This is a genomic window from Micromonospora sp. NPDC005161, assembly GCF_053599855.1.
Map to the genome: position 1 here is coordinate 21,153 of NZ_JBSFYQ010000026.1, position 19,965 is coordinate 41,117.

A 19,965-nucleotide genomic window follows, 5' to 3' on the forward strand; every position below is an offset into this window, starting at 1 on the left:
GGGGTGAGTGAAACGGAGCTGGTCCGCCTGAAGCCCCGCCGTATCCGGGTGGTCTGCTGGTCCTCGGCGGTCGCGTTGGTGGTGGTGTTCGCTCTGGTGGCCACCTCGCTGAGCGGCCCGACCGGCGACGGCTACGGCAGTTTCCAGCGCGGCGACCAGGTCGCCATGATCGGTCTGGGCATCTTCGGTGCGCTGGGCTTCCTGCTGTTCACCCGCCCACGGGTGGAGGCCGACGCGCGCGGCGTCCGGGTGCGCAATGTCATCAGTTCGTACACGCTGCCCTGGGAGGTCGTCCGCGGCGTCCGCTTCGATCGCGGCGCGCCCTGGGCGAGCCTGGAGCTGCACGACGACGACCTGCTGCCGATGGTCGCCCTGCAGGCCGCCGACAAGGAACTGGCTGTCGACGGGGTCCGCGCGCTGCGCCGGCTGCACGAGGCGCACCAGAGCCGCCTCGCCGAGCGCGCCTCCGGCCGCTGACCCGACCAGGCCGGCACGATCCGGGCGACGGCACCGAAAGTGTGCGGATTCCCGGTCGGGGATCCGGGTCCGGTTTCGGGTCGGCCGGAGCCCGGGTGTAGAGTTGTCGAGTCGACCAGGCTGTCTCCGCGTGCGAGCAGACAGCCATGAAAGCGGAGCGCCTGCTCCCACCCGAGTCGCCGCTACGGTGGCCGGGTCCGGTCCCCGGTTTCGGGCACGTCCCGGTTCCGGATGCGCGATCCTGTGATCGTGCCGACCGGTCGAGCGGGCCCTGGCATACGCCGGGGCCTTCTGCTTTCCGGGTCGGTTCCCACCCGGGAGCCGCGGGGGTCGGTGACAGAGCAGAAACGACTCGAGGAGGCCCCATCAGCGTCGAACCACGCGTGAACGAGCAGATCCGGGCACGTGAGGTCCGACTGGTCGGCCCCGAGGGTGAGCAGGTGGGCATCGTCCCACTGGAGCGCGCCCTTCAGCTGGCCGCGGACGTCGATCTGGACCTGGTCGAGGTTGCGCCGATGGCGCGCCCGCCGGTGTGCAAGCTCATGGACTTCGGCAAGTTCAAGTACGAGAGCGCACTTAAGGCGCGCGAAGCGCGGCGTAACCAGCAGCAGACCGTCATCAAGGAAATGAAGCTCCGCCCGAAGATCGACCCGCACGACTACGAGACCAAGAAGGGTCACGTGGTGCGGTTCCTCAAGGCGGGCGACAAGGTCAAGGTGACGATCATGTTCCGCGGTCGCGAGCAGAGCCGCCCGGAGCTGGGTTACCGGCTCCTGCGTCGGCTCGAATCCGAGATCACGGAACTGGGATACGTCGAGGCCGCTCCGAAGCAGGACGGCCGAAACATGATCATGGTTCTCGCTCCGCATCGTGCCGTCAAGGCCTCCGCGGTCGCCGCTACGGCGTCTCGCGGTGCACCTCGGGACCGGGCAGGGGACGAGTCCGCCGCTCCGGTAGCCGATGAGACCGCGGCGGTCGGCGAGACCGCAGCAGCCGGTGACACCGGCCTCGCCGCCGATACCAGCGGCGAGTAACAGGGGAGAAGACGTTCCACATGCCGAAGATGAAGAGCCACTCGGGTATGGGTAAGCGGGTCAAGGTCACCGGCAAGGGCAAGATCGTTGCTCAGCAGGCCGGCCTCCGCCACAACCTGGAGAAGAAGCCCTCCACCCAGACCCGCCGGCTGACCGGCACGGTCGTGCTGGCCAAGGCCGACGTCAAGCGCATCAAGAAGCTGCTCGGCCGCTGACGCGCGCCACCTTTACGTAAGAAGGAGTTGAGATGGCACGCGTCAAGCGGGCTGTGAACGCCCAGAAGAAGCGTCGTACCCTGCTGGAGACCGCGAGCGGTTACCGCGGTCAGCGCTCCCGGCTGTACCGCAAGGCCAAGGAGCAGGTGCTGCACTCGATGCAGTACGCCTACCGGGACCGTCGTGACCGCAAGGGCGACTTCCGGCAGCTGTGGATCCAGCGGATCAACGCGGGCGCCCGGGCCAACGGGATGACCTACAACCGTCTGATCCAGGGCCTGCGTCTGGCCGGCATCGAGGTCGACCGCAAGATCCTGGCCGACCTGGCCGTCAACGACGCCGCCGCCTTCGCGGCGATCGTCGAGCTGGCCCGGGCCGCGGTCGCGGCCGAGGGCACTGGCGGCGCGGCGGCCCAGGCCGCCTGATCCCCGCGCACAAGAGCGAGGCGTCTCCCGTGTCGGCACCGCCGTCCGGGGGGCGCCTCGATCGTGCCGGAGGACCGCACACCATGGCCTTCACTCCGCGTACACCCAGGGTGGTCGCCGCCCGCCGGTTGCAGCGCCGTCGGGACCGCGAGGCCACCGGCCGTTTCCTGGCCGAGGGCCCGCAGGCGGTCCGCGAGGCCCTCGCGCGGCCCGAGGTGGTCACCGAGCTGTTCGGTACGCCCACCGCCCTCGACCGGTACGCGGAGCTGGCCGCCGCCGCGGCCCGCGCCGACGTGCCGGTCTCCGAGGTGACCGACGAGGCGCTCGCCGCGCTGGCCGAGACCGTGGCCCCGCAGGGGCTGGTCGCCGTCTGCCGGCACGTGGACGTGCCGCTGGAGCAGGCCCTCGCCGGTACGCCCCGTCTGGTGGCGGTGCTCGCCGAGATCCGTGACCCGGGCAACGCCGGCACCGTGCTGCGCACCGCCGACGCCGCCGGAGCGGGCACGGTGGTCTTCGCCGGCGACGCCGTCGACCCGTACAACGGCAAGTGCGTCCGGGCGTCCGCCGGCAGCCTCTTCCACGTCGACGTGGTCCGGGCCGCCGACCCGGTCGAGGTGGTCGAAGCGCTCCGTACCGCCGGTCTGACCGTGCTCGCCACCACCGGCTACGGCGACAGCGACCTGGACGACCTGGCCGATTCCGGACGGCTCGCCGAGCCCACCGCCTGGCTGTTCGGCTCCGAGGCGCACGGGCTGCCGGAGGAGCTGGCCGCCGCGGCCGACGCCCGGGTCCGGGTGCCGCTGCACGGGCGCGCGGAGAGCCTGAACCTGGCTGCGGCCGCCGCGGTCTGCCTGTACGCTTCAGCGAGAGCACAGCGCTGAGTGTCCACACCGGCGCACCTACCGCAGGGGAGAGCGTCCGTCGATGAACGCGCCACGGCGTTCGTTTAGCCAGCCCGCCGGTGTCGGCGGGCGGCGGGCCTGACCTGCTCCCTGCACGACTCCTACCGGCGGGCTGCGGCACAGCCGCGCGTCCGTAGACTCGCTTAGCCGCCCCGGTGAGGGCTGGCGCCGCCGTGAGGGAGTGCCCGTACGCCATGAGCTACCGCAACGATCCGTACGACCCGAAGCAGGTCGCCCTGCTCGACCCCGCCGCCCTGGCCGCGGCCGTCGCCGACGCCACGAAGGCGTTCACGGCGGCCACCGACCCGGACGCGCTGACCGCGCTGCGCCCCGCGCACCTCGGTGACCGGTCCCCGGTCTCGCTGGCCCGCCGGGAGATCGGCGCGTTGCCACCGGCCGCGAAGTCCGATGCCGGCAAACGGGTCAACGAGGCCCGCCGGGCGATCGAGACCGCCTACGCCGACCGCGCCGAGGTCGTGGAGCGCGAGCAGGCCGAGCGGGTGCTGGTGGAGGAGCGGGTGGACGTCACCCTGCCCTACGACCGGCGTCCGCGCGGCGCCCGGCACCCGCTGAGCACCCTGATGGAGTCGATCAGCGACCTGTTCGTCGGGATGGGCTACGAGGTGGCCGAGGGCCCCGAGGTCGACCTGGAGTGGGTCAACTTCGACGCGTTGAACATTCCCGCCGACCACCCGGCGCGCGGGCTGATGGACACCTTCCACATCGCACCGGAGGGCTCCGGCCTGGTGCTGCGGACGCACACCTCGACGGTGCAGACCCGCACGATGCTCAGCCGCAAGCCGCCGATCTACGTGATCGTGCCGGGCCGCGTCTACCGCACCGACGAGATCGACGCCACCCACAGCCCGGTGTTCCACCAGGCCGAGGGTCTGGTGGTCGACAAGGGCATCACGATGGCGCACCTGCGGGGCACGCTCGACCACTTCGCCCGCGCGATGTTCGGCCCGGAGGCGAAGACCCGGTGGCGGCCGCACTACTTCCCGTTCACCGAGCCGTCGGCGGAGTTCGACGTCTGGTTCCCGGAGCACCGCGACGGCCCCCAGTGGGTCGAGTGGGGCGGCTGCGGGATGGTCAACCCGCGGGTGCTGCGCGCCTGCGGCGTGGACCCGGAGGTCTACTCCGGATTCGCTTTCGGGATGGGCATCGACCGGACCCTGATGGTCCGGCACGGGGTCCGCGACATCCGCCATCTCTTCGAGGGCGACGTGCGGTTCAGCCGGGCGCTCGGGACCGGGGCGTAGGCGATGCGGGTACGAGACACGGGAACGGTGGTCTGAAGTCATGCGAGTTTCTGTCAGTTGGCTGCGGGAGTACGTCGACCTCCCCGCCGACCTGCCCACCGGTGACCTGGAGCAGGCCCTGATCGACCTCGGCATCGAGGTCGAGTCCGTGGTGGACCTGCGGGCGAGCGTCACTGGCCAGTTGGTCGTCGGCGAGGTACGGGAGATCGAGGAGCTCACCGGCTTCAAGAAGCCGATCCGGTTCTGCCGGGTCGACGTGGGTGACGCCAACGGCACCGGCGAACCGCAGGAGATCGTCTGTGGGGCGCGCAACTTCGCGCCCGGCGACCGGGTGGTGGTGATCCTGCCCGGCGGCGTACTGCCCGGCGGCTTCGCCATCGGCGCCCGCAAGACCTACGGGCACAACTCCAACGGCATGATCTGCTCGGCGAAGGAGTTGGGCCTGGGCGAGGACCACTCCGGCATCATCGTGCTGCCGCCGGACGTGGCGGCCAAACCGGGCGACGACGCGCGGCCGGTGGTCGGCCTCGACGACGTGGTGCTCGAGCTGGAGATCACCCCCGACCGGGGGTACGGGTTGAGCCTGCGCGGCCTGGCCCGGGAGCTGTCGCACGCCTTCGACGTGCCGCTGCGCGACCCGGCCCTGGTGCCCGCGCCGGCCGGCACCGAGGCGCCGGCGTACCCGGTGGAGGTGCGCGACCCGGTCGGCTGCGACCGTTTCGCCGCCCGCCTGGTCCGCGGCGTCGACCCGACGGCGCCCACGCCGTCGTGGATGCAGCAGCGGCTCGTCACCGCGGGCATCCGCAGCATCTCGCTGCCGGTCGACATCACGAACTACGTGATGCTGGAGCTGGGCCAGCCGATGCACGCCTTCGACGCCGACCGGATCGCCGGGCCGCTGGTGGTCCGCCGCGCCGAGCCGGGGGAGAAGCTGACCACCCTGGACGGGGTGCAGCGGGTGCTCGCCGGCGACGACATGGTGATCTGCGACGACACCGGTCCGATCTCGCTGGCCGCGGTGATGGGCGGTGAGACCAGTGAGGTCATCGCCGGCACCACCAGCGTGCTCTTCGAGGCGGCACACTGGGACCCGGCGATGGTCGGGCGCACCGCCCGCCGGCACAAGCTGTTCAGCGAGGCCGCGAAGCGCTGGGAGCGGGGCGTCGACCCGGCCCTGCCGCTGGTCGCGCTGGAGCGGGCCGTTCGGCTGCTCACCGAGCACGGTGGCGGCACCCCGGGTGCGGAGATCCTGGACATCGACCACGTCCGTCCGCGTACCCCGATCACCCTGCCGGCGGACCTGCCGACCCGGCGGGTCGGCGTCGAGTACCCGCCGGCGCGGGTGGTCGCCCTGCTGGAGCGGGTCGGCTGCACGGTGGCGCAGGGCGCGGACCGGTTGGCCGAGGACCCGGGCGCGGTCGGCGTCGCCAGCGGCGCCGGGGTGGCGCTCAGCGTCACGCCACCCAGCTGGCGGCCCGACCTGACCGACCCGGCTGACCTGGTCGAGGAGGTGGTCCGCCTCGACGGGTACGACCGGGTGCCGTCGGTGCTGCCGACCGCGCCGCCGGGCCGTGGGTTGACCCCGCGGCAGCGCCGGCGCCGGGCGGTCGCCGGGTCGTTGGCCGAGCGGGGGTACGTGGAGGTGCTCGCGCACCCGTTCGTGTCGCCGGAGCTGGCCGACCTGCTCGGCCTGCCGGCCGACGACCCGCGCCGGCCGGCGGTGCGGCTGGCCAACCCCCTGTCCGAGGAGGAGCCGCTGCTGCGCACCACGCTGCTCGGCCCGCTGCTCGGCATTCTCAAGCGCAACCTCGGCCGGGGGCACCGTGACGTGGCGCTCTACGAGATCGGGGCGGTGTTCCACCCGCGCGTCGGGGCTGGCAGCCCGCCGGCGATGGGCGTGGACCGGCGCCCCACCGACGAGGAGTTCGCGGCCGCCGACGCGGTGGTGCCGGCGCAGCCCGTGCACGTCGCGGTGGTGGTGACCGGTGACCTCGACCCGGCCGGCTGGTGGGGTCCGGGCCGGGCGGCCGGCTGGGCGGACGCCATCGAGGCGGCCCGCGACGTGCTGGCCGCCGTCGGCATCCCCGACGAGCGGGTCGAGGTGCGCGCCGCCGAGTACGCCCCGTGGCACCCCGGCCGCTGCGCCGAGCTGCGGGTCGACGGCACGGTCGTCGGGCACGCCGGCGAGCTGCACCCCGCAGTGGTGGCGGCGCTGGAGCTGCCCCGCCGGACCTGCGCGATGGAGCTGTCCCTGGACGCGCTGCCGTCCGCCCCGGTGACGCCCGCCCCGGCGGTGTCCGGCTTCCCGCCGGCGCTGATCGACGTGGCGCTGGTGGTGGACGGGTCGGTGCCGGCGGAGCAGGTGCGCCGGGCGCTGGAGGCGGGCGCCGGGGAGTTGCTGGAGGACGTGCGGCTGTTCGACGTGTACTCCGGTGAGCAGCTCGGCGCGGGTCGCCGGTCGCTGGCGTACAAGCTCACCTTCCGCGCGCCGGACCGGACGCTCACCGTCGAGGAGGCGGTGGCCGCCCGGGACGCGGCGGTGGCCGTGGCCGCCGAGCGCTTCGGCGCCACCCTGCGCGGCGCCTGAGGGGTGCCGGTGCTGGGATGGCTCGCGGTGGCCGCCGTGCTCGCGGTGGCCACCGCCGGCCTGCTCTGGGCCCGCCGGCACCTGCTGCTGGTCGCGGTGGTGGGGCGCAGCATGGAGCCGACGCTGCGCTCCGGTGACCGGGTGCTGGCCCGGCGGCTGCCGCTGGCCCGGGTCCGCCCCGGCGACGTGGTCGTGGTGGTGGCCCCGGCCTGGATGACCGCCGGTCACCCCACCCGTCCGGACGCGCCGGGCGGGCCCGGCCTGCTGATCAAGCGGGCGCACGCGGTGCCGGGCGATCCGGTGCCGGTGGACCGGGTGCCGCTGCTGCGCCAGTTCGGCGAGCGGGTGGTGCCACGGCGCGGCTGGTCGTGCTCGGTGACAACCCGCCGCAGAGCTACGACTCCCGCGAGTGCGGCTACATCCCTGAGCCGGACGTGCTCGGGGTGGTGGTCCGGCCGCGCCTGCGCGCGGACTGACCGCCGACGTACGCGGCGGCTCAGTACAGGGGACGGCGTGCCGCCCGGCCGAGGGCCGGACGCCACGCCGTCACCGCCTCAGCAGAGAGCGGTCATCGTGCTCGCGCCCGCGCTGCAGTAGTACCCGCAGCTGCCGCAGAACGTCTTGCAGCCCAAGTTCTGGCTGCACCGCTTGAAGTAACCCGCCATGGTCGGCGGGCAGCCGGACCGGTTCGTCGGGGGAGTCCAGCAGGTGGCGCAGCTGGCTGGCGTGGCTGCGCAGATTCGCCACCGCCGAAGCGGGTGCCCGCTCACCCCACAGCTCCTCCCGCAGCCGTTCGACGGGGACCGCCGTGCCGGCGTGCAGCAGCAGGGTGACCAGCAGGGCGGTGGGTCGGCCGGCCGGCGTCCGTACGGGCTGACCGTCGCGGCGTATCCGAACCGGACCGAGGATCTCGAACGACAGGCCCACTGCGTCCTCCGTCGGGTGCCCCCGTGGGCCGGACGGGCCGGCCCCACCACCGTCAGGCAGTCATGTTAGCCGATTTAACGAAGGTTCAGGTGCGGTCGGGACGACGGATCCGTCGATGCGCCGGCGGACCGCGGGCCGTGCCGCGGCTCCCGAGGGCGCTCAGCCCGTCGCGCTACGTCACCGGCTGCGTTCACCGCGGGGGCTATCGGCCGAAAGGGCACCGGCCTCGGCATGTTTGGCTACCCGCGAGTCACCTCCGAGCGGTTAGCCTGCTTGGATTCCGGCGACCACCGGAACACACCCCCACCACCCCCATGGGAGTTGATCCATGTTCGAGGATCAGGCCGCGCAGGTCACGACGGCCGACGTCTGCATCGTCGGTGGCTGCGGTCGGGTGGGTCTGCCGCTGGGCATCGCCTTCGCCGCCCGCGGCCTCTCCGTGGTTCTGTACGACATCAACGCCGAAGCGGTGGCCACGGTGAACTCGGCGCAGCTCCCGTTCGCCGAGCCCGGTGCGGCGGAGCCGCTGGCGGAGGCGGTCGCCGCCGGGCGACTGCGGGCGACGACCGATCCGGCCAGCGTGGGCGGCTCCGAGCACCTGGTGGTGGTCGTCGGCACGCCGGTGGACGAGCACCTCAACCCGGACCTCGGCGCGGTGCCCCGGGCCTTGGAGCGGTGCGCCGAGCACCTGCGCGACGGGCAACTCGTGGTGCTCCGCAGCACCGTCTACCCGGGAGTGACGGCGCTGACCGAGAAGCTGCTGGTCGGCAAGGGCATCCGGGCCGACGTGGCGTTCTGTCCGGAGCGGATCGCCGAGGGCCGGGCGATGACCGAGCTGTTCGCGCTGCCGCAGATCGTGGCGGCCCGGACGCCGGCGGCGCTGGCCCGGGCCGAGAAGCTCTTCCGGCACCTGACCGAGGAGATCGTGCCGCTGGAGCCGGAGGAGGCGGAGCTGGCGAAGCTGTTCACCAACACCTGGCGCTACATCAAGTTCGCCACCGCCAACCAGTTCTGGATGATGGCCAACGACTTCGGGCTCGACTTCGCCCGGATCCGGCACGCCGTGGCGTACGACTACCCGCGCGCGGCGGACCTGCCGATGCCGGGCTTCGCCGCCGGGCCGTGCCTGTTCAAGGACACCATGCAGCTGGCCGCGTTCAACCGCAACAACTTCGTCCTCGGCCACTCGGCCATGCTGATCAACGAGGGGCTGCCGCTTTACCTGGTGTCCCGGTTGGAGGACCGGTTCGACCTGTCTGAGATGACCGTCGGGATCCTCGGCATGGCGTTCAAGGGTGGTAGCGACGACCCGCGGGAGAGCCTGGCGTACAAGCTGCGCAAGATTCTGGCGTTGAAGACCCGGGAGACGCTCTGCACCGACCCGTACGTGGTCGACGAGCGCTTCGTCGACCTGGACGAGGTGCTGCGCCGGGCCGACCTGCTGGTCATCGCCGCCCCGCACGAGCAGTACGCGCGGCTGGAGACCGACACCCCACTGATCGACATGTGGGGGCTGACCGGGCAGGGAGTGCGGGTATGACGCCGCGGGTGTCGGTCATCGTCCCGGTCTACAACGAGGGCGAGGCGATCGTCCGCTGCCTTGAGCGGATGCTGCGGGAGATGCTGCTCCCGGCCGAGGTGCTCATCGTGCACGACATGCCGGAGGACACGACAGTTCCGTACGCCGAGCAGATCGCCCGGCAGGATCCCCGGGTCCGGGCCGTGCTCAACACCTACGGTCGGGGGCCGGCGAACGCGATCCGGTTCGGCGTCGACGCGGCCCAGGCTCCCGTCGTGGTGGTCACCATGGCCGACGGCTGCGACGACCCGCGCCAGATCGACGAGCTGGCCCGGCTGGTGGACCGGGGCGTGGTGGTGGCCGCCGCCTCCCGGTACATGCCGGGCGGCCAGCAGGTGGGCGGGCCGCGGCTGAAGCGGATGATGTCCCGGTGGGCCGGGCGCAGCCTCTACACCTTCGCCCGGGTCGGCACCCGCGACGCCACCAACAGCTTCAAGGCGTACGACACGGCCTTCGTCCGCGAGGTGGGCATCGAGTCCCGGACCGGGTTCGAGATCGGCCTGGAGTTGACCGCCAAGGCCACCCGGCTGCGGCTGCCGGTGGCCGAGATCCCGACCATCTGGCTGGACCGGCCGCTGGGCGAGTCCCACTTCGACCTGGGCCGGTTCCTCCCCGGGTATCTGCGGTGGTACTTCTTCGCCTACGGTCGGCGGCTGGGCCGGGCGAAGCCCGTCGCGGGCACCGTCACGGCGGACGTACCGGCCCCGCGCGACCCGCAGGACAACAGCACCGAGTACGAGAAAACCGCTTAGGAGCGCACGTGGCGAAGGTCCTGGTAACTGGTTCGGCCGGATTCATCGGTGGCTACCTCGTGGAGGAGCTGTTGGACCGGGGCCACGAGGTGGTGGGGGTGGACAACTTCTCCAAGTACGGCCCCGTGACGCACAGCTACGACGATCATCCCGGCTACCGCTTCGTCGAGGGTGACGCCCGCGACGTCGACCTGCTCACCGATCTGCTGGACGGTTGCGACCACCTGGTGGCCGGGGCGGCGATGATCGGCGGCATCTCCTACTTCCACGCGTACGCCTACGACCTGCTGGCCACCAATGAGCGGATCATGGCGGCGACCTGCGACGCGGCGATCCGGGCGCACCGGGAGGGGCAGTTGGCGAAGGTCACCTACCTCTCCTCGTCGATGGTCTACGAGTCGACCGAGCAGTGGCCGAGCCGGGAGGGCGACGAGCGGCGCGTCCCACCGCCGCTGTCGTCGTACGGGTTCCAGAAGCTGGCCGTGGAGTACTACGCCCGCGCCGCCTGGGAGCAGTACCAGGTGCCGTACACGATTGTCCGGCCGTTCAACTGTGTGGGCGTTGGCGAGGGGCGGGCGCTCGGCCAGGCCGAGGTGCTCTCGGGCAACGTCAAGCTGGCCATGTCGCACGTCGTTCCGGACCTGGTGCAGAAGATCGTCAAGGGGCAGGACCCGCTGCACATCCTGGGCGAGGGCAACCAGGTGCGGCACTACACGTACGGCGGCGACCTGGCTCGGGGGATCGCCACCGCGATCGAGCATCCGGCCGCCCGGAACGAGGACTTCAACCTCTCCACCGCGGAGTCGACCAGCGTGCTGGAGCTGGCCGAGCTGATCTGGCACAAGATCAAGGGGCCTGACGTGCCATTCCGGTACGTCAGCGACGAGCCGTTCCGCTACGACGTGCAGAAGCGGGTGCCGGACGTCACCAAGTCCCGTGAGGTGCTCGGGTTCACCGCGACCACGTCGCTGGACGTGATGCTCGACGAGGTCGTCCCCTGGGTGACCCGTGCCGTCGCGGAGGGTCGCCTCTGACCGTCGTCCCGTTCCGTTCCATTTCCGCCCGTCCGGCCCGGTGTCGCCCCCGCGACCCGGGCCGGACGTGTGTCCGGCGACACGCACCCCATTCCCATGCAATGGACTGCATGAACTTGCAGTGCCGCGATCATGGCTGCTAACCTTCGTTGCATAGTCATGCGGAGGTGAGTATGGGAATCCGAGTCGCGGTCGCCGGAGCGAGCGGCTACGCCGGGGGCGAGCTGCTGCGCCTGGTCACCGGGCACCCGGAGTTCGACCTGGTCGCCGCCACCGCGCACCGCCAGGCCGGGCACCGCGTCGACGTGGTGCACCCGCAGCTCACCGGGCTCGACCTGGTGCTCGGCGAGACCGACCCGACGACGCTCATCGACGCGGACCTGGTCTTCCTGGCGCTGCCGCACGGCGAGTCGGCGGTGCTGGCCGCCCAGATCCCGCCGCACGTGCGGATCGTCGACCTGGGGGCGGACCACCGGCTCGCCGACGCGTACCACTGGGCCCAGTACTACGGCGGCCCGTACGCCGGCCAGTGGACCTACGGCCTGCCCGAGCTGCCCGACCAGCGGGAGCTGATCGCCGCCTCCACCCGCGTGGCGAACACCGGCTGTTACGCCGCCGCGATCACCCTGGCGCTCGCGCCGCTGATCGCGGCCGGTGCGGCCAACCCCGCCGACGTCGTGGTGGTCGCCGCGTCCGGCACCTCGGGCGCCGGACGGGCGGCCAAGCCGCACCTGCTGGCCAGCGAGGTGATGGGGGACCTGTCGCCGTACCGGGTCGGCACCCACCAGCACGTGCCGGAGATCAAGCAGGCGTCCGGGGCGACCGGTCTGTCGCTCACCCCGGTCCTGGCGCCGATGCCACGCGGCATCCTGGCCACGGTCACCGCGGCGCCGACGCACGGCGTCGACCCGCAGCACGTGCTGGCGCAGGCGTACGCGGACGCGCCGTTCGTGCACGTGCTGCCAGAGGGCAGGTGGCCGCACACCGCGGCCACGCTGGGCTCGAACTCCTGCCACCTGCAGGCAACCGTCGACGTGGACTCCGGCCGCCTGATCGTGCTCAGCGCGCTGGACAACCTCGGCAAGGGCGCTGCTGGCCAGGCCGTCCAGAACGCCAACCTGATGTTCGGCCTGCCGGAGACCACCGGCCTGTCGGTCTGGGGGGTCACCCCGTGAGCGCGAGGAGTGCAGCGCAGCGGAGCCCCGCAGTCGCGAACGAAAGGCCAGCACCGTGAGCGTCACCACCCCACGCGGGTTCCGGGCCGCCGGCGTGGCCGCCGGCCTCAAGGCCAGCGGTGGCACCGACATCGCGCTGGTGGTCAACGACGGCCCGGACGCCGGCGTCGCCGGTGTCTTCACCACCAACCGGATCAAGGCCGCGCCGGTGCTCTGGACCCAGCAGGTCGTGCACGGCGGCGTGGTCCGCGCGGTCGTGCTCAACTCCGGTGGCGCCAACGCCTGCACCGGCCCGGCCGGCTTCCAGGACACCCACGCCACCGCCGAGCACGCCGCCGCCGCGCTGACCTCGGTCAGCCCGCGGCTGATGCTCGGCGCGGGGGAGGTGGCGGTCTGCTCCACGGGGCTGATCGGTGAGCGGCTCCCGATGCCGAAGCTGCTGCCCGGCGTCCGCTCGGCGATCCGGGGGTTGTCCCGCGACGGCGGCACCGCCGCCGCCGAGGCCATCATGACCACGGACACCCGATCGAAGACCACGGTGGCCCGGGGCAGCGGCTGGACGGTCGGCGGGATGGCCAAGGGCGCCGGGATGCTCGCGCCGGGGATGGCCACCATGCTCTGCGTCCTGACCACCGACGCGGTGGCCGGGCCGGCGATGCTGGACGAGGTGCTGCGCGCGGCCACCCGGGTCAGCTTCGACCGGGTCGACTCCGACGGCTGCATGTCGACCAACGACACGGTGCTCCTGCTGTCCAGCGGCGCGAGCGGCATCGAGCCGACGCCGGCCGAGCTGGCCGCCGCGGTCACCGCGGCCTGCCACGACCTGGCCCAGCAGTTGGTCGCCGACGCCGAGGGCGCCACCAAGCAGATTGCCATCGACGTGGTCGGCGCCGCCGACGAGGACGACGCGGTCGAGGTGGGCCGCACGGTGGCCCGCAACAACCTGGTCAAGACCGCGCTGTTCGGCAACGACCCGAACTGGGGGCGGATCCTCGCCGCGGTCGGCACCACCACCGCCGCGTTCGAGCCGGACGGGGTGGACGTGGCCGTCAACGGGGTGTGGGTGTGCCGGGGCGGCGGCGCCGCCGAGGACCGCTCGAAGGTCGACCTGACCGGGCAGGACGTGACCATCCGGATCGACCTGCACGCCGGCACGTCGGCCGCGACGATCTGGACCAACGACCTGTCCCACGCGTACGTGCACGAGAACTCGGCGTACTCCACATGAGCCTCAGCACCGACCTCACCCGCGCCCAGGTCAAGGCGGAGACGCTGATCGAGGCGCTGCCCTGGCTGGCACGCTTCTCCGGCTCCACGGTGGTGGTCAAGTACGGCGGCAACGCCATGACCGACCCCGAGTTGCAGCGGGCGTTCGCCGCCGACATGGTCTTCCTGCGGTACGCCGGTCTCAGGCCGGTGGTGGTGCACGGCGGCGGCCCGCAGATCTCCGCCATGCTGGGCCGGCTCGGCATCGCCAGCGAGTTCCGTGGCGGCCTGCGGGTGACCACCGCGGAGGCGATGGACGTGGTCCGGATGGTGCTGGTCGGGCAGGTGGGCCGGGAACTGGTCGGGCTGATCAACTCGCACGGGCCCTTCGCCGTCGGCCTCTCCGGCGAGGATGCCCGGCTGTTCACCGCGGTGCGCCGCCCGGCGTACGTGGACGGGCTGCCGGTCGACGTCGGCCAGGTCGGCGACGTCGAGTCGGTGGACGTGTCGGCGGTGACCGACCTGATCACGGCCGGCCGGATCCCGGTGATCTCCACGGTCGCGCCGGACGCCGACGGGGTGCTGCACAACCTCAACGCGGACACCGCCGCCGCCGCGCTGGCCGTCGCGTTGCAGGCCCGCAAGCTGGTCGTCCTCACCGACGTGGCCGGCCTGTACGCCGACTGGCCGGACACCACCAGCCTGGTCTCCGAGATCGCCGCGGACGACCTCGCCACGCTGCTGCCCAGCCTCGAGTCGGGAATGGTGCCGAAGATGGAGGCCTGCCTGCGGGCGGTGCGCGGGGGAGTCCCCGCCGCGCACGTCGTCGACGGTCGGGTGGCGCACTCCACGTTGCTCGAGGTGTTCACCTCGGAAGGGTTCGGAACGATGGTCGTGAGCGCGAGGAGTGAGCTTGCGAGCCCCGCAGTCGCGAACAAGGAAGGCTCGGTTCCGTCATGAGTACGCTCGTACAGCGTTGGTCGCAGTCCATGATGGACAACTACGGCACGCCGCCGATGGCGCTGGTCTCCGGCGCCGGCGCCGTCGTGGTCGACGACGCCGGCCGGGATTACCTCGACCTGGTGGGCGGGATCGCGGTGAACGCCCTCGGCCACGCCCACCCGGCCGTGGTGGCCGCCGTCTCGAAGCAGGTCGCCACCCTCGGGCACGTCTCCAACCTCTACGTGGCCGAGCCGCCGGTCGCGCTGGCCGAGCTGCTGCTGGCGCTCGCCGGCCGGCCCGGCCGGGTCTTCTTCGCCAACTCCGGCGCGGAGGCGAACGAGGCGGCGTTCAAGCTCTCCCGACGCACCGGCCGCAGCCACGTGGTGGCCACGCGGGGCGGGTTCCACGGCCGGACCATGGGGGCTCTCGCGCTGACGGGCCAGCCAGCCAAGGCCGACCCGTTCCGGCCGCTGCCCGGTGAGGTGACCCACGTCGACTACGGCGACGTCGCCGCCCTCGAGGCCGCGGTCACCGACGCGACCGCCATGGTGATCCTGGAGCCGATCCAGGGTGAGAACGGCGTGGTCGTACCGCCGGCCGGTTACCTCGCCGCCGCGCGGCGGATCACCGCCAGGCACGGGGCACTGCTGGTGCTCGACGAGGTGCAGACCGGCATCGGCCGTACCGGGCACTGGTTCGCCCATCAGGCCGAGGGCGTGGAGCCGGACGTGGTCACCCTGGCCAAGGGGCTGGGCGGCGGGCTGCCGCTCGGCGCCACGCTGGCGTTCGGCCGGGCCGCTGATCTGCTCACCCCCGGCTCGCACGGCACCACCTTCGGCGGCAACCCGGTCAGCTGCGCCGCCGCGCTCGCCGTGGTGGCGACCATCGCCAACGAGGGGTTGCTCGATCACGTGAAGAGGGTCGGCGAGCGGCTGCGCAGCGGGATCGAGGCACTGGGTCACCCGCTCGTGGCCGGTGTGCGCGGCGCCGGTCTGCTGCTCGGTGTGGCGCTCACCGCGCCGGTGGCGAAGGTGCTCAGCGAGGCGCTGCGCGAGGCCGGCTTCCTGGTCAACCCGGTGCAGCCGGGCGTGGTCCGGCTGGCCCCGCCGCTGATCCTCACGACCGCCCAGGTGGACGCCTTCCTCGCCGCGCTACCCGCCGCCCTGGCCGCGGCGGCTCCGGCAGCCGCCGGCAGCGCAGATCTTGGAGGGAAAGCGCCCCTGCAGGGGTCGGCATCTTCCAAGATCTCGACGCCGACCACGACCACGACGGGAACGACCGCATGAGCCGGCATTTTCTGCGCGACGACGATCTCTCGCCCGCCGAGCAGTCCACCGTGCTCGACCTGGCGGCGCGGATGAAAGCGGACCGGTTCGGCCATCGGCCGCTGTCCGGGCCGCGCTCGGTGGCGGTGCTCTTCGACAAGCAGAGCCTGCGCACCCGGATCTCGTTCGACGTCGGGATCGCCGAGTTGGGCGGGCACCCGCTCGTGGTGGACACCCAGGTCACCCACTTCGGCCGGGGCGAGTCGCTGGCCGACGCCGGGCGGGTGCTGTCCCGTTACGTCGCGGCCATCGTGCTGCGCACCGACGGCGACGACCGGATCGCCGAGGTGGCGGCGGGCGCGAGCGTGCCGGTGATCAACGCGCTCACCGACGGTTTCCACCCCTGCCAGCTGCTGGCCGACCTGCTCACCGTGCGCGAGCGGTGTGGCGGCACGGCCGGCCGCACCCTGACCTACGTGGGGGACGGCGCGAACAACATGGCGCAGTCGTACCTGCTGGCCGGGGCGACCGCCGGGATGCACGTGCGGGTCGCCGGGCCGGCCGGCTTCGCACCGGATCCGACCGTGGTGAGCCGGGCGGCGGAGATCGCCGCCGGCACCGGCGGGTCGGTGCGGGTGCTGACCGATCCGGCCCAGGCGGTACGCGACGCCGACGTGGTGGCCACCGACGCCTGGACCTCGATGGGGCAGGAGGACGACGGGCTGGACCGGATCACCCCGTTCCTGCCCTACCAGGTCAACAAGGAGCTGCTCGGCCAGGCCGCGCCGGAAGCGATCGTGCTGCACTGCCTGCCCGCGCACCGCGGCGAGGAGATCACCGACGAGGTGCTCGACGGCCCGCAGAGCGCGGTCTTCGATCAGGCGGAGAACCGGCTGCACGCCCAGAAGGCGCTGCTGGCGTTCCTGGTGGGCGCCGGGGCCGCGACGATCGGGGAGCCCCGGTGACCGCCCCGCTGACCCGCGCCGCGCGGCACGCCCGAATCGTGGAGCTGATCCGTGACAAGGCCGTCCGCTCGCAGACCGAGCTGGCCGACCTGCTCGCCGCCGACGGCGTCGGAGTCACCCAGGCCACCCTCTCCCGGGATCTGGAGGAGCTGGGCGCGGTCAAGGTGCGCGGCGGCGACGGGCCGGCGGTCTACCTGATCCCCGAGGACGGCCACCGGCCGCTGCGCGACGCCGAGGCGGCCCCCGCCCGGCTGGTGCGGCTGCTGCGCGAGCTGCTCAACGGGGTCGACTCCAGCGGCAACATCGCCGTGCTGCGTACCCCGCCGGGCGCAGCCCAGTACCTGGCCAGCGCGTTGGACCGAGCGGGCCTGCCCGAGATCGTCGGCACCATCGCCGGCGACGACACCATCCTCGTCGTGGCCCGCGAGGCCGTCGGCGGGGCCGCACTCGGCGAGAAGCTCGCCGGCTGGGCCCGCGGGGAAGACAACGTTGAAGGGAGCACGACACCATGACCGAGCGGGTCGTCCTGGCATACTCCGGAGGTCTCGACACCTCCGTCGCCATTCCTTACCTGGCCGAGCAGACCGGCGCCGAGGTGATCGCGGTGGCGGTCGACGTCGGGCAGGGCGGTGAGGACCTCGACGCCATCCGGCAGCGTGCGCTGGACTGCGGCGCCGCCGAGTCGGAGGTGGTCGACGCGCGCGACGAGTTCGCCGCCGACTACTGCCTGCCGGCCATCCGGGCGAACGCCCTCTACATGGACCGCTACCCGCTGGTATCGGCGCTGTCCCGGCCGCTGATCGTCAAGCACCTGGTGGCCGCGGCGCGCAAGCACGGCGGGACGATCGTCTCGCACGGTTGCACCGGCAAGGGCAACGACCAGGTCCGGTTCGAGGTCGGCCTGAACGCGCTCGCGCCCGACCTGAAGATCATTGCGCCGGCCCGGGACTTCGCCTGGACCCGGGACAAGGCGATCGCGTTCGCCGAGGAGAAGGGGCTGCCGATCGACGTGTCGGCCAAGTCTCCGTACTCCATCGACCAGAACCTGTGGGGCCGCGCGGTGGAGACCGGCTTCCTGGAGGACATCTGGAACGCGCCGATCGAGGACCTCTACTCGTACACCTCCGACCCGGCGCAGGACCGCGACGCCGACGAGGTCGTGATCACCTTCGACGGCGGCGTGCCGGTCGCCATCGACGGTGAGACGGTCACCCCGTACCAGGCGATCCTGGAGCTGAACCGGCGCGCCGGCGCGCAGGGTGTGGGCCGGCTCGACATGGTCGAGGACCGGCTGGTCGGCATCAAGAGCCGCGAGGTGTACGAGGCTCCCGGCGCGATCGCGCTGATCACCGCCCACCAGGAGCTGGAGGCGGTCACCGTGGAGCGGGACCTGGCCCGGTTCAAGCGGGGCGTCGACCAGCGCTGGGGTGAGCTGGTCTACGACGGCCTGTGGTTCTCGCCGCTGAAGGACTCGCTGGACGCCTTCATCGACGACGCGCAGCGGCACGTCAGCGGCGAGGTGCGGATGACCCTGCACGGCGGTCGGGCCACCGTCACCGGTCGGCGCTCCGAGGCGAGCCTCTACGACTTCGGAATGGCCACCTACGACACCGGCGACACCTTCGACCAGTCCCTCGCGAAGGGTTTCGTGCAGCTGTGGGGCCTGCCGAGCCGGATGGCCGCCGCGCGGAACGCCCGGCTGGGCGACTCCGGCCAGTGAGCCCCACAATGGGCGGCGTGGACGACAAGAGCCTGACCGAGAACAGCGCCGCCACCAACCGGACGAGCCTGTGGGGTGGCCGGTTCGCCGGCGGTCCCGCCGAGGCGCTCGCCCGGCTGTCGGTGAGCGTGCAGTTCGACTGGCGCCTGGCCCCGTACGACATCGCCGGTTCCCGGGCGCACGCCCGGGTCCTGGCGGGCGCCGGCCTGCTCGACCCCGAGGAGCTGGGCCGGATCCTGGCGGCCCTGGACGACCTGGAGGCCGCCTGCGCGTCCGGGTCGTTCCGGCCCACCGTCGACGACGAAGACGTGCACACCGCGCTGGAGCGCGGGCTCCTGGAGCGGCTGGGCAGCCTCGGGGGCAAGCTGCGCGCCGGCCGGTCCCGCAACGACCAGGTCGCCACGGACCTGCGGCTCTACCTGCGCGACCACGCCCGGGGTGTGGCCAGCCGGCTGGTGGAGCTGGCCGAGGCGCTGGTCGAGCAGGCCGAGCGGCACGTCGACACCGCCGCGCCCGGCATGACCCACCTTCAGCACGCCCAGCCGGTCACCTTCGGGCACTGGCTGCTCGCCCACGTACAGCCGCTGCTGCGCGACCTGGAGCGGCTGCGCGACTGGGACCACCGCGCGGCGATCAGTCCGCTCGGCGCCGGCGCGCTGGCCGGCTCCGGGCTGCCGCTGGACCCGGTGGCGGTGGCGAAGGAGCTCGGCTTCCGCACGTCGTTCGCCAACTCGATGGACGCCGTCGCCGACCGGGACTTCGTCGCCGAGTTCCTCTTCACCACCGCCATGATCGGGGTGCACCTGTCCCGGCTCGGCGAGGAGGTGGTGCTCTGGACCTCGCACGAGTTCGGCTGGGTGGAGCTGGACGACGCGTTCGCGACCGGTTCGTCGATCATGCCGCAGAAGAAGAACGCGGACATCGCCGAGCTGGCCCGGGGCAAGTCCGGTCGGCTGGTCGGCGGGCTGATGACCGTGCTGACCATGCTCAAGGGTCTGCCGATGACCTACGACCGGGACATGCAGGAGGACAAGGAGCCGGCCTTCGACGCGGTCGACACGCTGGAACTGTTGCTCCCGGCCCTGGCGGGAATGATCTCCACGATGACGGTCCACGTGGACCGTCTGGTGGCCGCCGCGCCGGTTGGCTTCTCGCTGGCCACCGAGGTGGCCGACTGGCTCGTCCGCAAGGGCGTGCCGTTCCGTGACGCGCACGAGATCACCGGACGTCTGGTGGCGCTCTGCGCTGTCCGGGACTGCGAGCTGGAGGAGGTCTCCGACGCCGATCTGGCCGCGGTCAGCGACCACCTCGACCCGTCGGTGCGCGACGTGCTCTCGGTCCGTTCGGCCCTCGCGGCCCGGACCACCCCCGGCTCGACCGGCCCCGGGCCGGTCGCCGACCAGCTCGCCGCCGCCGCGGACCGGCTGGTCGGCTGGCGGGAGTGGGCCACCGAGCGGGTCGTCCCGCGCTGATCTCGCCGTGGCGCCGGAGCTGCCCG

20 protein-coding genes are annotated in these 19,965 nt (G+C 72.6%); 19 read left to right on the plus strand and 1 reads right to left on the minus strand.

Going from position 1 to position 19,965, the window contains the following annotated elements; all coding sequences use genetic code 11:
- Positions 1–3: 3 nt before the first annotated feature.
- From ACWD5O_RS23350 to ACWD5O_RS23385, 8 genes are all read left to right on the plus strand, one after another.
- Positions 4–477, plus strand: a complete 474-nt coding sequence (locus ACWD5O_RS23350; protein WP_450086549.1) for a PH domain-containing protein — start codon at positions 4–6, stop codon at positions 475–477.
- Positions 478–860: 383 nt separating this feature from the next.
- Positions 861–1,511 carry a translation initiation factor IF-3 gene (gene infC / locus ACWD5O_RS23355; protein ID WP_354964257.1) on the plus strand — a complete coding sequence of 217 codons (651 nt, stop codon included), beginning with the start codon at positions 861–863 and terminating at the stop codon, positions 1,509–1,511.
- A 20-nt stretch (positions 1,512–1,531) separates the two neighbouring features.
- The gene (rpmI, locus tag ACWD5O_RS23360) at positions 1,532–1,726 is read left to right on the plus strand and encodes a 50S ribosomal protein L35 (RefSeq protein ID WP_354964258.1); all 195 of its coding nucleotides are present in this window, start codon (positions 1,532–1,534) and stop codon (positions 1,724–1,726) included.
- Positions 1,727–1,758: 32 nt separating this feature from the next.
- On the plus strand, positions 1,759–2,151 hold the full coding sequence (gene rplT / locus ACWD5O_RS23365) for a 50S ribosomal protein L20 (RefSeq protein WP_030335718.1): 393 nt from the start codon (positions 1,759–1,761) through the stop codon (positions 2,149–2,151).
- Positions 2,152–2,234: 83 nt separating this feature from the next.
- Positions 2,235–3,032 carry a TrmH family RNA methyltransferase gene (locus tag ACWD5O_RS23370; protein WP_450086550.1) on the plus strand — a complete coding sequence of 266 codons (798 nt, stop codon included), beginning with the start codon at positions 2,235–2,237 and terminating at the stop codon, positions 3,030–3,032.
- A 215-nt stretch (positions 3,033–3,247) separates the two neighbouring features.
- Positions 3,248–4,315 (plus strand): phenylalanine--tRNA ligase subunit alpha, encoded by a 1,068-nt coding sequence (gene pheS / locus ACWD5O_RS23375; protein ID WP_450086551.1) that lies wholly within the window; start codon positions 3,248–3,250, stop codon positions 4,313–4,315.
- Between the two features lie 40 nt (positions 4,316–4,355).
- Entirely contained in the window at positions 4,356–6,902 is a 2,547-nt protein-coding gene (pheT, locus tag ACWD5O_RS23380) for a phenylalanine--tRNA ligase subunit beta (protein WP_450086552.1), read from the plus strand.
- A gap of 9 nt (positions 6,903–6,911) precedes the next feature.
- Entirely contained in the window at positions 6,912–7,499 is a 588-nt protein-coding gene (locus tag ACWD5O_RS23385) for a S26 family signal peptidase (RefSeq protein ID WP_450086553.1), read from the plus strand.
- Here the strand turns inward: ACWD5O_RS23385 and ACWD5O_RS23390 are convergent.
- The gene (locus ACWD5O_RS23390; protein WP_450086554.1) at positions 7,449–7,829 is read right to left on the minus strand and encodes an AfsR/SARP family transcriptional regulator; all 381 of its coding nucleotides are present in this window, start codon (positions 7,827–7,829) and stop codon (positions 7,449–7,451) included. The two genes, ACWD5O_RS23385 and ACWD5O_RS23390, sit on opposite strands and share 51 nt — an antisense overlap.
- Before the next feature lie 328 nt (positions 7,830–8,157).
- Between ACWD5O_RS23390 and ACWD5O_RS23395 the strand changes: the two genes are divergently transcribed.
- The 11 genes from ACWD5O_RS23395 to argH all read left to right on the plus strand — a co-directional run bounded on the left by ACWD5O_RS23395 (position 8,158) and on the right by argH (position 19,939).
- On the plus strand, positions 8,158–9,369 hold the full coding sequence (locus tag ACWD5O_RS23395; RefSeq protein WP_354964263.1) for a nucleotide sugar dehydrogenase: 1,212 nt from the start codon (positions 8,158–8,160) through the stop codon (positions 9,367–9,369).
- On the plus strand, positions 9,366–10,160 hold the full coding sequence (locus tag ACWD5O_RS23400; protein ID WP_354964264.1) for a glycosyltransferase family 2 protein: 795 nt from the start codon (positions 9,366–9,368) through the stop codon (positions 10,158–10,160). The genes ACWD5O_RS23395 and ACWD5O_RS23400 overlap by 4 nt, the downstream gene beginning before the upstream one ends.
- 8 nt (positions 10,161–10,168) lie before the next feature.
- Entirely contained in the window at positions 10,169–11,194 is a 1,026-nt protein-coding gene (locus ACWD5O_RS23405) for an NAD-dependent epimerase/dehydratase family protein (RefSeq protein WP_354964265.1), read from the plus strand.
- A 173-nt stretch (positions 11,195–11,367) separates the two neighbouring features.
- Positions 11,368–12,369 carry an N-acetyl-gamma-glutamyl-phosphate reductase gene (gene argC, locus ACWD5O_RS23410; protein WP_450086555.1) on the plus strand — a complete coding sequence of 334 codons (1,002 nt, stop codon included), beginning with the start codon at positions 11,368–11,370 and terminating at the stop codon, positions 12,367–12,369.
- 55 nt (positions 12,370–12,424) lie between these two features.
- Positions 12,425–13,597: a bifunctional glutamate N-acetyltransferase/amino-acid acetyltransferase ArgJ gene (gene argJ / locus ACWD5O_RS23415; protein ID WP_450086556.1), complete on the plus strand. Its 1,173-nt coding sequence runs from the start codon at positions 12,425–12,427 to the stop codon at positions 13,595–13,597.
- Positions 13,594–14,535 carry an acetylglutamate kinase gene (gene argB / locus ACWD5O_RS23420; protein WP_450086557.1) on the plus strand — a complete coding sequence of 314 codons (942 nt, stop codon included), beginning with the start codon at positions 13,594–13,596 and terminating at the stop codon, positions 14,533–14,535. Before argJ ends, argB begins: the two co-directional genes overlap by 4 nt.
- On the plus strand, positions 14,532–15,803 hold the full coding sequence (locus tag ACWD5O_RS23425) for an acetylornithine transaminase (RefSeq protein WP_450086558.1): 1,272 nt from the start codon (positions 14,532–14,534) through the stop codon (positions 15,801–15,803). Before argB ends, ACWD5O_RS23425 begins: the two co-directional genes overlap by 4 nt.
- A complete protein-coding gene (argF, locus tag ACWD5O_RS23430; protein ID WP_450086559.1) occupies positions 15,800–16,747 on the plus strand; it encodes an ornithine carbamoyltransferase in 948 nt (315 codons plus the stop codon). The genes ACWD5O_RS23425 and argF overlap by 4 nt, the downstream gene beginning before the upstream one ends.
- Positions 16,744–17,259 carry an arginine repressor gene (locus ACWD5O_RS23435; protein WP_450086560.1) on the plus strand — a complete coding sequence of 172 codons (516 nt, stop codon included), beginning with the start codon at positions 16,744–16,746 and terminating at the stop codon, positions 17,257–17,259. Before argF ends, ACWD5O_RS23435 begins: the two co-directional genes overlap by 4 nt.
- On the plus strand, positions 17,256–18,467 hold the full coding sequence (locus ACWD5O_RS23440) for an argininosuccinate synthase (protein WP_387325634.1): 1,212 nt from the start codon (positions 17,256–17,258) through the stop codon (positions 18,465–18,467). Before ACWD5O_RS23435 ends, ACWD5O_RS23440 begins: the two co-directional genes overlap by 4 nt.
- A gap of 8 nt (positions 18,468–18,475) precedes the next feature.
- Positions 18,476–19,939 carry an argininosuccinate lyase gene (gene argH, locus ACWD5O_RS23445; protein WP_354964272.1) on the plus strand — a complete coding sequence of 488 codons (1,464 nt, stop codon included), beginning with the start codon at positions 18,476–18,478 and terminating at the stop codon, positions 19,937–19,939.
- Positions 19,940–19,965: the final 26 nt, after the last annotated feature.